The organism is Streptococcus vicugnae (assembly GCF_016461705.1).
Taxonomy (GTDB): Bacteria; Bacillota; Bacilli; order Lactobacillales; family Streptococcaceae; genus Streptococcus; species Streptococcus vicugnae.
Genome location: NZ_JAEMHW010000003.1, coordinates 152,038 through 164,665 on the forward strand (window position 1 = coordinate 152,038; position 12,628 = coordinate 164,665).

Sequence of the window (12,628 nt, forward strand, 5' to 3'; positions counted from 1 at the left end):
AACGTCATACAAGTCATTTTAGGGGCTAATAAGGACGTGCTAGAAAAATCAAAAAGGGAAAATCACACACGGAAGAGGGCGGCGTTGTAGAACACGAACAATACCAAGCCCCATTAAAAATCAATGGGGTATTTCCGAATAATAAACAAGGTAGCGCGTGTTTCTCGCACTTCCCTCGCTGTTCGTTTCGCTATCCAAGCAAAAAAGCCTACTGATAATCAGTAAGCTTCCTCTTGTCATGTTAACGCTTGATACTATGATAACAGACTTTGCTTTAATCTTCTTTGTTTAGACTTGTATTGTAATACTCTAAACCTTGATACTCATTATCAACGTCTACAGACTTGAATAAGTCAATCGCTTCATCATCTAACATATCAAGTGTTCCAATTGCTGTTTCACTATCTGCGTTCAATGGTTCATCACTTAACAAACGCTCTGCATAATCAATTAATTCAGCTTCATATCTTGCGACTTTGTTAACTAACTCCTCAACGTCTGCTTGTTCCTTTAGTTGTTCTGTTCGTTTGTCAATATACTCATGAATAGTATCATCATAAGCAATCTCACGCGCTTCCTTGTCGCTGTCCTCTACTTCTTTCATCAGCTCATGATATTGTGCCATCTCATCGGCTTGGTTATCCAAGTCACTTTCTTCCTCGATTGGCTTTGGTTGATAATGTAATTCATCATCTTCTAACATCATTGAGAAGCTTTCCAAACAATTGAAAACACTAAAAGCGATTGCTTCAAATTCTTCTTGTTTCTCTTCAGGAAGATAGCTCTTATAGTCTTTGGTCTGCAAGAGCGTTGATAGTTCGCATGTTTCTTCTACCCATTCTTTAAGTTCTGCTAGTGTCATTGGTGCTGTTGTTTTGTTTGTGTTAGTCATATTAGTTACCTCCTCATACATAACTATGATCGTTAAATATGCATCCATTTCCTCATAAGTGCCATAAGTTGCTTCTTGATATTTAATATCAATCACTTTCTTATCAGCAATAAAAGAATTCACCCTGTTTTCAAATTCCTCATTAGTTTCATTTCTGAATTTTGGCAAATCCATATACTCGTTAAAGCCTGTTTCAATTCGCTTGCGATTGAATAGTTTAATTTTCATTTTTCTTTATCCTTTCTGATTTTTGGAACGTTTGCTACATTCATAGAACATTTTTTAATTCCCGCTATTCCTTGGTGCTACTGGCTTTGGAACGTTTACCACATTTGGGACATAGGGGGTAAACTCTATAACTAAATATAAGAGTAAAATAACTTTATCTATATATAACTTATATTCAATGTACTAAATGTAACAAATGTTCCAAACCCTTGGCGCTGTAAGACTAGTTCATGGAACGTTTACAAATACAAGTGTTCCTAACGTTCCAAAAAAATTATTTATGTCTTACGTTGTTATTCCAATATCCCCTATCTTTTTTGGATTTCTTGCGTTTCTCTGGTGTCTCTCTACCGTTTGAATAGGTCGCAAGATTGGCATAGTCTGGTGTATCCTCTTTAGGGTAAAAACCTAAATGTAATTGCCTACCTGATGGGATAGTTCTTACACCAGTTCTAATGTAAGGTGGTAAAACCTGCTTAATATCTCTGTGCAATCCTCTTTCGGTCTTAAAAAACGATTGATGAAAATAATCTTGATACTGTTTCCAGCAATACCAAATAAAATCATTGGGAATAAATTCACTCGCTAAATCTTCTCTAAACGTCTTTTCGACAAAATCCAAAACAGGGTTAATGTCCTTTTGGTGTTCACCTAATAAGGTTTGAGATTGCTTAGGATTGATATCCTCTGATGGTGTTTCAATTGCTAACTTAACCAAATACTCTAGGACTTCTTTGCGATTGATATAATCTTTTTTGATAGCTGGGTTTGGTTTATCTTTAAATCTGCTTGAAAATATCAAAATTCTAAACCGCCTGTCAATTGCTGATACATCACCATTCATACGTGGGAGACCGTTAGAAGACTGTACAACGGTCATATTTAACCTCAACGAATAGGGCTTTTTCCCTTTGTCCTCAATTGTCATAATATCACCAGTCGCAAGACTGAACATGTCCGAGGTATCTTTGATAATAGCGTCTTTTTGAACGTCATCACCGATAACTAACGATTTCCCAAGCAAGATAGAAGTGGTAAAACGGCTTTTATTTAAGTCTGTAATTTTAAGACTTGCAACGTTTTCTAAACCAACTAAATTTATTAGTAACTGTTGAAAAGTTCCTTTACCTGTTCCGCCCTCGCCGTACAACCAAAAAATTTTTTCTAGTGATTGACCTGTAACGCTTGCCTTGAAAATTTGGATAGCAAGCTTATATAATTCCTCATCACCGTCAAACAATTCTTTAAGCCAATCTGTCACTTTCCAACCGTTTATAGTTGGCTCTTTTGCATAAGGATTGTAGGCGGTTTTGATTTTTCTAGTGACAATGATTTGAGGATTGAAAGGCTCAAATTTGCCTGTTGCGTTGTTATAAAGTTGTTTGCCAATAGCTGTATACTCACCTTGTATTTTCTTGATTGGGCTTTGGTGTGCGATTTTGTAAAGTGTATCAAATGCTTGTTTTTCAGTAGCGTTTGGAAAAATAAGCATAATCAAATCTTGTAAGAATTCGTTATCCTCGGTGTAGATACCTTTGTCAGAGTGATAAAAGTACAACGGCGCTTTCTGATTTTGTCCCTCTGGCTTAATACGTGTAAAGTGAATATATTTTTTTAAGATAATTGCAACGGCAAGAGGTGTGTTTGGAGTTGCTTTTTTACGCGCTTTCTCGGCGTATGCTCTTGCTGTCTTATCCTCTGCATTCTCATGCTCTAACATGTATTCTTGATAAGCACGGTTATAGGCATCACGTTTGATTTTTTCAACCTCATCAAATAACACGCTTTTTATATTTTTAAACGTTGTTAAATGATTGTCTTCTTGCTCCTCTGTGATTGGTGCTGGCAATGGTGTTTCAATATCTGGCACTTTTTCGTCAAGCCGTTCTAAAAATTCGCTCATTCAATTCCTCCTTGAAAATCGTATTAATTGTGTTTAGAAAGCAGATATTAAGGTTATTGCTTTTGGTTAAGCTAGCATACAACTGTGTTATTTGCTCGTATGAATAGCCATTTAGATAAAATAACTTAACAAAGGCTATGATTTCTTCTTTGCTAGATAGTCCGTAAGCTATCCAATCAAACACAAGCCCCATAATAGGCAATGGTCTTCCTGCTCTCTGCCTATTTAGGTATTCATGTTCTAACTCGTCTAACACGTCCGCTAGCTTGTCTTGTACGCTAGCTATTTTATAATCTCTAGCAACCTGCCAACCGTCCGCTAAATAGCTTTCTAGATCGTCTGTGGCGGTTACAGTTACCGTGATACCTTTATAGCTAAATGGCACTAGATAAAAGTCTGGTGGTTGGTAGTAGATCATCATGACATGATTGTCTTTGGCTAGGGTTCGTGTTGGATTGTCCTTTAGAAAGTTAAATAAAGGCAAAACCTGCTTATTAATTTGTAAGTTAATGAATTGATACATACTAACGCCCCTTTCTCCGTTTCTTCTTCAACTTTTTAAGTCTTTTTTGTTCTTCTTGCTGTTCCAATGTAGGGCGACGGTCTTTATAATGTTTCTCATTGTGATAATGTCCGCCACCTTGTGCAGGGTGTATATTATATCTTCCCATTATCCAACTCCTCTAAAATTTCAATAAGCCGTGGTATTTTTTGTTCAATTACTCGTAAAACTGCTTGACTAGTGTTCAAATTATCATCAACCAAAGCCACAGTTGCTAACGTCTGTAGGTCATTTAATTCTGGTATAATGTCGTCGATCATTTTTCTACTCCTAAAAATAATAAAATGTCATCAATTTTGTAGAATACAGTGCGCGTACCTTCGATTGGTGGCATGTATCGTTTTAAACCTGCCTGCTCCCACCGTTGCAACGTGTTAAAGCTAACAGATAAGTCTGTGCGTAACTCATCTTGTGTGATTAGTCCTAAAATCTTGGGTTTGGGCTTGGTGTACGATTTTAGGAAGCTTGCTACTAATGCTAATAATTCTGTTTTGAGACTGTCCTCACTCTCTCTACTCAAACTAAACATAATCAATCTCCCTTAATTATAATAACGTCCTCTAAGTTGAATATAAGCCCCATACCGTTCTTTAACATGGTTGTTAGGTATTTGTTCCTTAATCTCTTTCGGAGCTTCTACAGGCTTGATTTTAGCCAACTCAATGCCAATTAAAATAAGAATAGCCATAAGCAACAATTGCCCCCAAATTGGTAAATTTATTTCTTGATAAATCATGCTTTGACCTCTTCTTTCTTGCCTCTTGCTGGTAAATTGTTAACTGCTCTATAGACAATATCGGTTGTAATTTCATAACCTAGGGCGTTCCAAGCCTGCTCAAAGGTTTCTGCAAAACCTGTATAAATGTTGTGGTACGTAATCATTACATTAGCAACAATCACCCAAGCCGTTGATTGGTCGTACATTGCTTTAAAAAAATTCCTCTGCTCTTTTTTTGGTTTCATCTCGTTTTTTAAAAACCGCTTTTTGTTCGTCTGTATAATGGTCTAAACTAAATGGATTTGCTTTATTCTCTACACTTTTAAATTTCATATTTGTTTTTTCCTCGTCGCTTTTTAATACTGTTTTCTTATACCTATTTGGCTTTTTACTATACATACCAATTATTTTGTAGTTTTATCTGTAGTTTTAAGAGTTATCGCTCTCTGTCTGGACACAATAGTCTAACTTTGATAAAATTAAACTATATAAACATTCCTAAAACCCTTTTAATAATAGCTTGCCTGCTTTTTATTAATCGTGTTTTATTTCCAGCTTAAAGGCTTGTAAGTTTGCCGACTGCTAAGCCTTTTTTTGTTTGCTTTCACGCGCCTTGTGAGAGCTTTTCTTTTTGTCTAAAGACCATCGTTTTTATCTCTTTGTAGCTAAAGTTAAGATTGATTAGAGCTATTGCCATGTCTTCTAATGCTTGATACTGCGCTAGCTCAATACTATTCAAGCATTCAATCCCTGTTTCCCCGCCTCGCTTAGTGGTTAATTGTGTTTTGTTATAACCCGTAACACCTTTTAGCAAAAGATTATAAACAGTAGAGTAAGCCATTTTAGGGGCGTTCTCCCAACGGTTTATAGCTTCGTTAAGTGCTAAGCGTTTTGGTCTTTCGGAAGCTCGCTCTATCCTAATCTTGGTTAACTCATCTCTCATTTCAAAGAATGCGCTAACTAAATTCTTTTTAAACTCTCTTACTGGTTTGGTGTTATCCAAGTAAGTGATAAGTAGTGTCGCTTGTTGTTCGTTAAGATGATAAATTTTCCTAGGGCGACCACGACCATTTAATTTACGGATTTCAAATCCGTAAATTCCAAATACTTCTAAATCCTCTTTATGATTTCTAATTAAACTTTGTACTGTATCGTGTTTGAGTTCAGCACATTCTGCTATAATCTCGCTTGTAGTGTACGGCTCTTTTGCGCCGTCTAAATAAACTAGATTCATTTCTGACCTACCTTTCTAGTGTTTTAGTTCTGTTTTTTTCGTACTTTCACCCAAAAAAATATCATCTAAATTTACATTGTAAAGAATAGATAGATCTTTTAAAAGTTCAAAAGGTATGTTAGTGCTATTTTTTTCGTACTTTGAGATAGTCTGAAAGTTCTTATTGACTTTCGTAGCTACTTCTCTCAACGTGTAACCTGCGTTAATTCTACAAGCTTTTAATGTCCATTGCTGCATATACTACAGTTCTCCTTTCAAAAGTTAACAAACATATGATACTATTTTTTTCGTACTTAGTCAAGCGCTCTCCGGAAAAAGTTTTGTTTTTTTCGTACTAAATGATATAATTGCATTGTAAGATAAAGATAACTGAAGGGGTGAAAATCATGTCAAAAAATAGTCCTCAAGACTTAAAAAACAGAGAATATTTTTCAAACAATCTCAATAATATTATGAAAGAAAAGGGAATTAGACAAATAGACCTACACAATGCCTTGGATATTCCAAAAAGTACTATTACAGGATATGTAAAAGGTAGGTCAATGCCTACTTTGGGCAATCTTCAAAAACTTTCCAACTATTTAGGAGTTAAAAAATCTTATCTGGATCCTCGATTTATTACTAATGATTTAGATGAGATTGCTCGAAATGAATTGGCTAGATTTTATAAGGACATTATTGCTGAGGGTATAAATGAAATATTGACACGGTTTATCATGGCTGAACTAAATGATATTTATTTTAACCCCAAGAAACAATCTCCTTCTAAGCGTTTTAGTAACAAAGAAGATTTTCTTGTTGACTTTTCTCAAACAAGTCTAGCTGTCAAAGAAAAATGGTTGAAAGTTAAGCAAGTCAATTATTATGTTATGGACAGATTGAAAAAACAACTTGAGAATTCTTTTCAGGAAATACAAATTATATTAAACAATAACATTGAAAATAATGAAGAATATCTAATCCATGGGCTAGATAAAGAAAAAATTCCAGAATTATCAAAGGAACTTACTAAATTAGAGGATGAGATTTTGAATAAACTCACTAAATTAGAATTAGCCTATTCCGATATTTCGGAATAAATTATCAAAATTGACTAACCCACGCGCCAACATTTGCCAACAATTTGGCCTACAGTCATACCCAAAATACACTATGATTTTCTATGATTTAACCGTATATTTACAACCGTACCTAAAACTACACTTGTTACTGAATAAGTAGTGTTTATTCCAATATTTCGCTATTTCTATATTAAGGATTTGTAGTTAATTGCTCACATTTGCAACTATTCCCAAAAATGACAACGTTGTCACATTTGATTTACTACCATGCTATTTTTTCCCAACAATTTCCAACAAAATCTATAATAAGAAGATTGTAGTATTTTGTAGTACTCATATGCTCACAAACGCAACCACAACAACGGTTTATAAGTTCTTAGAACTTGACAAAACCTGACATATTTCAGCTATAAACCTCAAATATTTCCATTATGGAAACTACTAAAAATTACTAAATTCAATTATATATAGCTTTTATTCCAACATTTTTTCTAATATGGAGTACCGTTTTGTTACGTCATATACTAGGATTTTCTCGTATTTTCTAGTATTTTACGGATTTTAAATCCGAAAAACTCTAACCTGCTATCACAATTTAGGACTACGGCTATACACTCTCATTTTCCAACAATACTAGTAAAAACATTAATGGTTTAATAGTCATATCCTCACAAACGCCATAATAACAACGGTTACAGCTTTTTTTAATAGCTCAAAAATTCATGTTTTTTCATATTGGGAGGTCATCAATGAAAAACTTAAAACCTATACTAAAAGAGATTTTTAACTTTACCTATCAATTATTCTTTGCTTTGATTGCTTTAGATATTAGTTTTCAGTTTATCTTAGGTGAAACATTAGCTACCATGACACAAACAATCTGGTCTTGGATATTCGCTATTTCTCTGATTGTCAGTATCATAAGAACTATCTACCAAAAGTTCAAGAAGAAAAGCGCGTGAGGTAGTCAATTTACATATTTTTAAACAAGACTAATTATGCCAATAAACGAGGTAAAGACATAAGTTAAAATAATATGAGAAAAGATAGCTATGAAAAAGTTTTTTAAAAGATTAAAGAGAATTTCTTCATTTCGGTTTTTTATTGCTTGGTGGGCTAGTATTAGCCTAGTAAAAAGTATCTTACTGCATTTTATTCCTGATAATAGAATAATATATACTTCTTTAAGCTTCATAATTTCATTACTTATTGCTGTTACTATTATGTATTTTGATGACAGGATGAAAAAATGATGGTTTGGAAGTTTAGTTGACTACCTCAAACCTGACAAAACCTGACATATTTCCAGTATTTTCCATTAATAGATTTCACACTCACATTTCCCAACAATTCATATAAACCCAACAACTCAAAACCTTTTTAATAATGGCTTGCCTGCTGTAGAAAGGTTTATCATGAATATCAAAGAAGTTATTAAAAAAGACGGTACTAAAGTATACCGCTCAAATGTTTATCTTGGAGTAGATAGCATTACAGGAAAGAAAGTTAAAACGACTGTAACAGGGCGAACGAAAAAAGAGGTTAAAGCAAAAGCCCAGCAAGCCCAAAGCAATTTCAAAACTAACGGGTCAACTGTGTTCAAAAGAGTAGAAGTTACCACATACAAGGAACTTACTGATTTATGGTTAGAAAATTATCAAATGACGGTTAAACCTCAAACACTCGTAAACACGCGCCAATTTTTGAGAAACCATATTTTACCTGTGTTTGGTGATATGCAACTGGATAAGATACATATAGCACACATACAAAGCTGGGTAAACAAGCTAGCTTTCAAGATTGTTAATTATGGGGTAGCTGCCTCAATTAACAAACGTATCTTACAATATGGGGTTAGTATGCAATTGATACCGTTCAACCCTGCGCGTGAGGTTATTCTACCCAGACCACAAAAGGCAGGCGCTAACCGTATCAAATTTATCGATAAGGAAGATTTGAAAACATTCCTAGACTACATGGAACAACTAGCACCCACCGCCTACAACTATTACTATGATAGTGTACTGTATAAGCTGTTGCTTGCTACTGGTTGCCGATATGGGGAGGCAGTAGCTCTTGAATGGTCTGATATTGATTTTGATAATGCCACTATCAACATTACCAAGACTTACAACCGAATCGTAAAGCAAGTTGGTACGCCTAAAAGCAAAGCAGGAATTAGAATTATCAGCATAGATAATAAAACTATTCTCATGCTCAAACAGTACAGGAACAGACAACGCCAAGCATTTATAGAGATTGGTGCGCCTGCTCCTGCCCTAGTCTTCTCTACAACGATATCACAATACCCAAACAGTGATGCTAGAACCAAGTCACTTAGATACCGTTGCAAGGAAGCAGGTATACCACAATTTACGTTTCACGCTTTCAGACACACACACGCTAGTTTATTGCTTAATGCTGGAATTGGCTATAAGGAATTACAACACCGCCTAGGACATGCAACGTTAGCCATGACTATGGATACTTATAGCCATTTATCAAAAGAGAAAGAAAAAGAGGCGGTACTATATTATGAAAAAGCTCTCCAAAATTTGTAAAAGTCCACAAAAAGGGGAGTAAATTCAAAACAATAGACCTAAAAACACCTCTCAAACGTTGATATTATAGGATTTTGAATAACAAATAAGAAAAAATACTTCGTGTTGACTTACTAATTTAAAATCATTAACAGATGCTTAAAGCATCTGTTTTTTTATGCCATCAAAAAAAGAGAGGAACTTCCTCTCTTTTTTAACTATTACGACGACTTACCACATTAAACAAATTCACCAAAAGGAAAATTGCTACAAAGATAACTGTAATCGTTGCACTTGCCGGTGTTTCCCAGTAATATGACGTGATAATCCCAGTTACCATACCAACAAAACCAACTAAAACACCAATAAAAATAACCGTTCTAAAGTTTTTTCCTAATCGCATCGCAATACTTGCTGGTAAAACCATAATTGTTGATACCAAAAGTGCTCCTGCTGCTGGAATGGTCAAAGCAATCGCAATACCAGTCACAATATTAAACAACAATGACATTAAGCGAACTGGCAAACCATCGACAAATGCAATCTCTTCATCAAATGTTAAAACATACATTGGTCTGATAAACAGCAAGGTCAAAATCAAAACAATAACCGCAATGACAAAGAGAGCAACAACTTGCCCCATATTAATGGTCACAATTGAACCAAACAAATACTGTTCCAAGTTCACACTCCCAGCGTTTTCTGACTTACTTGTCACGATTAAGGCTACTGCTAGCCCTAGTGACATAAGAATTGCCGTTGAAATTTCGATATAGTGTTTATAAACCGTCTGCAAATATTCTAATACAACCGCTGCTATCGTCACTACAATTACCGTAGACCAGGTTGTCGATTTGCCAAGCAAAATTCCTAAAGCTACACCAGCTAGAGAAACGTGACTAAGCGTATCGCTCATCAAACTTTGATGACGCAAAATCAGAAAAATCCCCAAAATTGGAGCAAAAATACTAATAGCAACTACCGCCATAATCGCACGTTGCATAAAATCATATGAAAAAATCTCAGTCAGCATTATTAGCTCCTTTCTTTGTTAAAGCGTGAAGATCGAAGCAATGCCAAGGTGTCTTTTGACTACGCACCAAGTGAATATTACGGTCAGCATAATGCTTTACCTCATCTGGATCATGCGTAATCATTAAAACAGATTTTCCATGTGTATGCGCACTATGATGCATTAATTCATAAAATCTCTCAGTTGTTCCAGCATCCATACCAGTTGTTGGTTCATCCAAAATAAAAATATCAGGGTCTGAAGCAAAAATACGTGCAATAACAATGCGTTGTTTCTGACCTCCAGATAAACTTCCGATACGTTTATTTCGATTTTCCCACATACCTACAGATTCTAGACTCACTTTGACATGTTCCTCATCATGCTTAGTCAAACGACGGAACCAACCATTTCTAGGGTATCTACCAGATCGTACAAATTCATGCACTGTTGAGGGGAAACCAGCGTTAAAGCTAGCAATCTGCTGTGGCAAATAAGCAATGCGTAATTTCTTACCATCCTTATTTGTTTTAGAAATTGTCACCTGACCACTTTTGGGTGTTAAAATACCAAGCGTAGCTTTTACCAAAGTTGATTTAGCTGCGCCATTTTCCCCAGTTAAAGTAACAAATTCACCACTATCTAAATGATAATTAATTCCTTCCAAGACAGGTTCACTATCATATTGGAAAGACAAATCTTCTACAGTAATATATCTCATTTACACCCTTCTAGCTCATCTGAAAAAGCAGTCAAAAATTTTGAAATAACAGTCTGTTCTTCTTCCGAAAAATCATTAATCATTTTTTTATACACTGATAATGTCGCATTATGGTGATGACTATGCTCATCAGCGACAGGTTTAGCTAGCTCAGTTAACTCAAAATAAGTTACACGAGCGTCATCTTTATTTTTCACAGGAGCAAGCATTCCCTCTTTTACTAAGCATTTAATCGCTTTAGTAACTGCCGCCTGACTAATATTCAAACGTTTTGCCAAAGCAGAATTTGTCAATCGTTCTTGGGACAAAAGCATCAAGATATGCTCCTGTGTATTAGTCAATTCAACACCACTTTGACAAGCACCAAACAATAACTCGTGCTGATTTTCGGCTTTTAATAAAATCTCATTCACTAGACAATCAATTTGTTTTTCTAGCTGCATATCAACACTCCTCTCATATCATTAACCAGTTAATTATATCAAAAAGAAAAAAAAGAATCAATTACCTGATTCTCTTCTATCACAGTATACGAACCTTATAAACTTCTTTACAAAAACCTCGCATACTATTAACCAAACGATCTGCTTTCTTCTCCGAACGACATAGCCCAAAAACCGTTGGCCCACTTCCTGTCATTAAAGCAATATCGGCCCCGCACTTTATCATTCGATCTTTAATTTTTTGTATAAACGGCTTACGCTTAATAGTAATATCTTCCAAAGAATTTCCCATGTGAGAAATAATCTGATCATAATCATTAGCTAAAACAGCTTTCTTCAAAGAATCAATATCAACACGAGAAATTGTCTCACAATCAATCTCAGGAAAAACTGTTCGAGTAGATACACCAAAATCAGGTTTAACCAAAACAACCCAAGCCGATAAAGAAGTATTTAAACACTCCACAATCTCTCCCTTGCCAGAAATACAAGCACAGCCAGCACTAAGACAATAAGGGACATCACTTCCAACCTGAAATCCAATCTCAATCATCTCAGACTTAGATAATCCCAATTGCCACAACTTATCCAAAGCTCTAATAGTTGCAGCTGCATCAGTGGAACCACCACCTAAGCCTGCACAAATAGGAATTGTTTTTTCCAATTCAATCTTCACACCCGATGATATTCCATATCTATCCTTTATAAGCTGTGCAGCCTTAAAAACATCATTCTTAGCATTTAAAGGCATCTTATGATTATTAGATTCAACAATAATATCTGAGCCTGAAATCTCTGATACCGTTACATAGTCATTCAAATCGACACTAACCATAACCATTGATAAATCATGATAACCATCAGGCCTTTTCCCTACGATATCCAATCCTAAATTAATCTTAGCGGGAGCCTTTTCAATAATAACCATTAAACATTCCTTTAAAAATATTACATCTATTATAACAAATAATTCGAAAAGAACCCACCATAATAAACTTTGTTCAGTAAAAAAGGAAAATATTTTCAGATCACTTACAAAATAGTTAACAAAAATTTAAAGCCACAAAAAAGCAACCCGAAGGTTGCTCATTACGTCTACCGCTTTAAAACTCCGCCAGTAGGACTCGAACCTACGACATCATGATTAACAGTCATGCGCTACTACCAACTGAGCTATGGCGGATAAATGCTAAGCGACTACCATATCTAACAGGGGGCAACCCCCAACTACATCAGGCGTGCTAGGGCTTAACTTCTGTGTTCGGCATGGGAACAGGTGTATCTCCTAGGCTATCGTCACTTAACTATGATTGA

General features: G+C 35.3%; 16 protein-coding genes, 1 tRNA gene, 1 rRNA gene and 1 pseudogene. 3 read left to right on the top strand and 16 right to left on the bottom strand.

From position 1 onward, the window contains the following. Positions 1 to 274: 274 nt before the first annotated feature. From JG537_RS07665 to JG537_RS07710, 10 genes and pseudogenes are all read right to left on the bottom strand, one after another. Positions 275 to 1,120: a hypothetical protein gene (locus JG537_RS07665; RefSeq protein WP_199544724.1), complete on the bottom strand. Its 846-nt coding sequence runs from the start codon at positions 1,118 to 1,120 to the stop codon at positions 275 to 277. A gap of 274 nt (positions 1,121 to 1,394) precedes the next feature. Further along, complete coding sequence (locus tag JG537_RS07670; protein WP_199544726.1) at positions 1,395 to 3,023, bottom strand: DNA primase family protein; 1,629 nt, start codon at positions 3,021 to 3,023, stop codon at positions 1,395 to 1,397. Next, positions 2,998 to 3,546 (bottom strand): hypothetical protein, encoded by a 549-nt coding sequence (locus JG537_RS07675; RefSeq protein ID WP_199544728.1) that lies wholly within the window; start codon positions 3,544 to 3,546, stop codon positions 2,998 to 3,000. The genes JG537_RS07670 and JG537_RS07675 overlap by 26 nt, the downstream gene beginning before the upstream one ends. Position 3,547: 1 nt before the next feature. Continuing rightward, complete coding sequence (locus JG537_RS07680) at positions 3,548 to 3,694, bottom strand: hypothetical protein (protein ID WP_013643539.1); 147 nt, start codon at positions 3,692 to 3,694, stop codon at positions 3,548 to 3,550. Next, positions 3,681 to 3,845 (bottom strand): flagellar biosynthesis protein FlgC, encoded by a 165-nt coding sequence (locus JG537_RS07685; RefSeq protein ID WP_199544730.1) that lies wholly within the window; start codon positions 3,843 to 3,845, stop codon positions 3,681 to 3,683. The genes JG537_RS07680 and JG537_RS07685 overlap by 14 nt, the downstream gene beginning before the upstream one ends. Continuing rightward, a complete protein-coding gene (locus JG537_RS07690) occupies positions 3,842 to 4,114 on the bottom strand; it encodes a hypothetical protein (protein WP_199544731.1) in 273 nt (90 codons plus the stop codon). The genes JG537_RS07685 and JG537_RS07690 overlap by 4 nt, the downstream gene beginning before the upstream one ends. Before the next feature lie 12 nt (positions 4,115 to 4,126). Next, positions 4,127 to 4,321 (bottom strand): hypothetical protein, encoded by a 195-nt coding sequence (locus JG537_RS07695; protein WP_199544732.1) that lies wholly within the window; start codon positions 4,319 to 4,321, stop codon positions 4,127 to 4,129. Next, a pseudogene (locus tag JG537_RS07700) lies at positions 4,318 to 4,636 on the bottom strand (hypothetical protein). The gene JG537_RS07695 and the pseudogene JG537_RS07700 overlap by 4 nt, the downstream one beginning before the upstream one ends. Positions 4,637 to 4,907: 271 nt before the next feature. Then, positions 4,908 to 5,537: a Rha family transcriptional regulator gene (locus JG537_RS07705; RefSeq protein ID WP_199544733.1), complete on the bottom strand. Its 630-nt coding sequence runs from the start codon at positions 5,535 to 5,537 to the stop codon at positions 4,908 to 4,910. A 15-nt stretch (positions 5,538 to 5,552) separates the two neighbouring features. Beyond that, positions 5,553 to 5,774, bottom strand: a complete 222-nt coding sequence (locus JG537_RS07710; RefSeq protein ID WP_199544734.1) for a helix-turn-helix domain-containing protein — start codon at positions 5,772 to 5,774, stop codon at positions 5,553 to 5,555. A 149-nt stretch (positions 5,775 to 5,923) separates the two neighbouring features. Between JG537_RS07710 and JG537_RS09770 the strand changes: the two genes are divergently transcribed. From JG537_RS09770 to JG537_RS07725, 3 genes are all read left to right on the top strand, one after another. Next, positions 5,924 to 6,616 carry a helix-turn-helix domain-containing protein gene (locus tag JG537_RS09770; RefSeq protein WP_246454378.1) on the top strand — a complete coding sequence of 231 codons (693 nt, stop codon included), beginning with the start codon at positions 5,924 to 5,926 and terminating at the stop codon, positions 6,614 to 6,616. 731 nt (positions 6,617 to 7,347) lie between these two features. Next, on the top strand, positions 7,348 to 7,560 hold the full coding sequence (locus tag JG537_RS07720; protein WP_199544738.1) for a hypothetical protein: 213 nt from the start codon (positions 7,348 to 7,350) through the stop codon (positions 7,558 to 7,560). A gap of 453 nt (positions 7,561 to 8,013) precedes the next feature. Continuing rightward, positions 8,014 to 9,159, top strand: coding sequence for a tyrosine-type recombinase/integrase (locus JG537_RS07725; protein ID WP_199544739.1), 1,146 nt, complete (start codon positions 8,014 to 8,016; stop codon positions 9,157 to 9,159). A gap of 193 nt (positions 9,160 to 9,352) precedes the next feature. On the opposite strand, the gene JG537_RS07730 is transcribed toward JG537_RS07725, so the two are convergent. From JG537_RS07730 to rrf, 6 genes are all read right to left on the bottom strand, one after another. After that, positions 9,353 to 10,171 (bottom strand): metal ABC transporter permease, encoded by an 819-nt coding sequence (locus JG537_RS07730; protein WP_132869795.1) that lies wholly within the window; start codon positions 10,169 to 10,171, stop codon positions 9,353 to 9,355. Continuing rightward, positions 10,161 to 10,871, bottom strand: a complete 711-nt coding sequence (locus tag JG537_RS07735; protein ID WP_132869794.1) for a metal ABC transporter ATP-binding protein — start codon at positions 10,869 to 10,871, stop codon at positions 10,161 to 10,163. Before JG537_RS07735 ends, JG537_RS07730 begins: the two co-directional genes overlap by 11 nt. Then, positions 10,868 to 11,314 (bottom strand): zinc-dependent MarR family transcriptional regulator, encoded by a 447-nt coding sequence (locus tag JG537_RS07740; protein WP_132869793.1) that lies wholly within the window; start codon positions 11,312 to 11,314, stop codon positions 10,868 to 10,870. Before JG537_RS07740 ends, JG537_RS07735 begins: the two co-directional genes overlap by 4 nt. A gap of 79 nt (positions 11,315 to 11,393) precedes the next feature. Next, positions 11,394 to 12,242 (bottom strand): 4-(cytidine 5'-diphospho)-2-C-methyl-D-erythritol kinase, encoded by an 849-nt coding sequence (ispE, locus tag JG537_RS07745; protein WP_132869792.1) that lies wholly within the window; start codon positions 12,240 to 12,242, stop codon positions 11,394 to 11,396. 181 nt (positions 12,243 to 12,423) lie between these two features. Further along, positions 12,424 to 12,497 (bottom strand) — tRNA-Asn (locus JG537_RS07750). A 5-nt stretch (positions 12,498 to 12,502) separates the two neighbouring features. After that, positions 12,503 to 12,618: ribosomal RNA gene (gene rrf / locus JG537_RS07755) — 5S ribosomal RNA — on the bottom strand. Between the last annotated feature and the right edge of the window lie 10 nt (positions 12,619 to 12,628).

Coding starts and splice junctions, on each gene's coding strand:
- JG537_RS07680 (WP_013643539.1), bottom strand. CDS start 3,694: ATGGGAAGATATAATATACACCCTGCACAAGGTGGCGGACATTATCAC.
- JG537_RS07710 (WP_199544734.1), bottom strand. CDS start 5,774: ATGCAGCAATGGACATTAAAAGCTTGTAGAATTAACGCAGGTTACACG.
- JG537_RS07735 (WP_132869794.1), bottom strand. CDS start 10,871: ATGAGATATATTACTGTAGAAGATTTGTCTTTCCAATATGATAGTGAA.
- JG537_RS07720 (WP_199544738.1), top strand. CDS start 7,348: ATGAAAAACTTAAAACCTATACTAAAAGAGATTTTTAACTTTACCTAT.
- JG537_RS07705 (WP_199544733.1), bottom strand. CDS start 5,537: ATGAATCTAGTTTATTTAGACGGCGCAAAAGAGCCGTACACTACAAGC.
- JG537_RS09770 (WP_246454378.1), top strand. CDS start 5,924: ATGTCAAAAAATAGTCCTCAAGACTTAAAAAACAGAGAATATTTTTCA.
- JG537_RS07670 (WP_199544726.1), bottom strand. CDS start 3,023: ATGAGCGAATTTTTAGAACGGCTTGACGAAAAAGTGCCAGATATTGAA.
- JG537_RS07730 (WP_132869795.1), bottom strand. CDS start 10,171: ATGCTGACTGAGATTTTTTCATATGATTTTATGCAACGTGCGATTATG.
- JG537_RS07685 (WP_199544730.1), bottom strand. CDS start 3,845: ATGATCGACGACATTATACCAGAATTAAATGACCTACAGACGTTAGCA.
- JG537_RS07740 (WP_132869793.1), bottom strand. CDS start 11,314: ATGCAGCTAGAAAAACAAATTGATTGTCTAGTGAATGAGATTTTATTA.
- JG537_RS07695 (WP_199544732.1), bottom strand. CDS start 4,321: ATGATTTATCAAGAAATAAATTTACCAATTTGGGGGCAATTGTTGCTT.
- JG537_RS07725 (WP_199544739.1), top strand. CDS start 8,014: ATGAATATCAAAGAAGTTATTAAAAAAGACGGTACTAAAGTATACCGC.
- JG537_RS07690 (WP_199544731.1), bottom strand. CDS start 4,114: ATGTTTAGTTTGAGTAGAGAGAGTGAGGACAGTCTCAAAACAGAATTA.
- JG537_RS07675 (WP_199544728.1), bottom strand. CDS start 3,546: ATGTATCAATTCATTAACTTACAAATTAATAAGCAGGTTTTGCCTTTA.
- JG537_RS07665 (WP_199544724.1), bottom strand. CDS start 1,120: ATGAAAATTAAACTATTCAATCGCAAGCGAATTGAAACAGGCTTTAAC.
- ispE (WP_132869792.1), bottom strand. CDS start 12,242: ATGGTTATTATTGAAAAGGCTCCCGCTAAGATTAATTTAGGATTGGAT.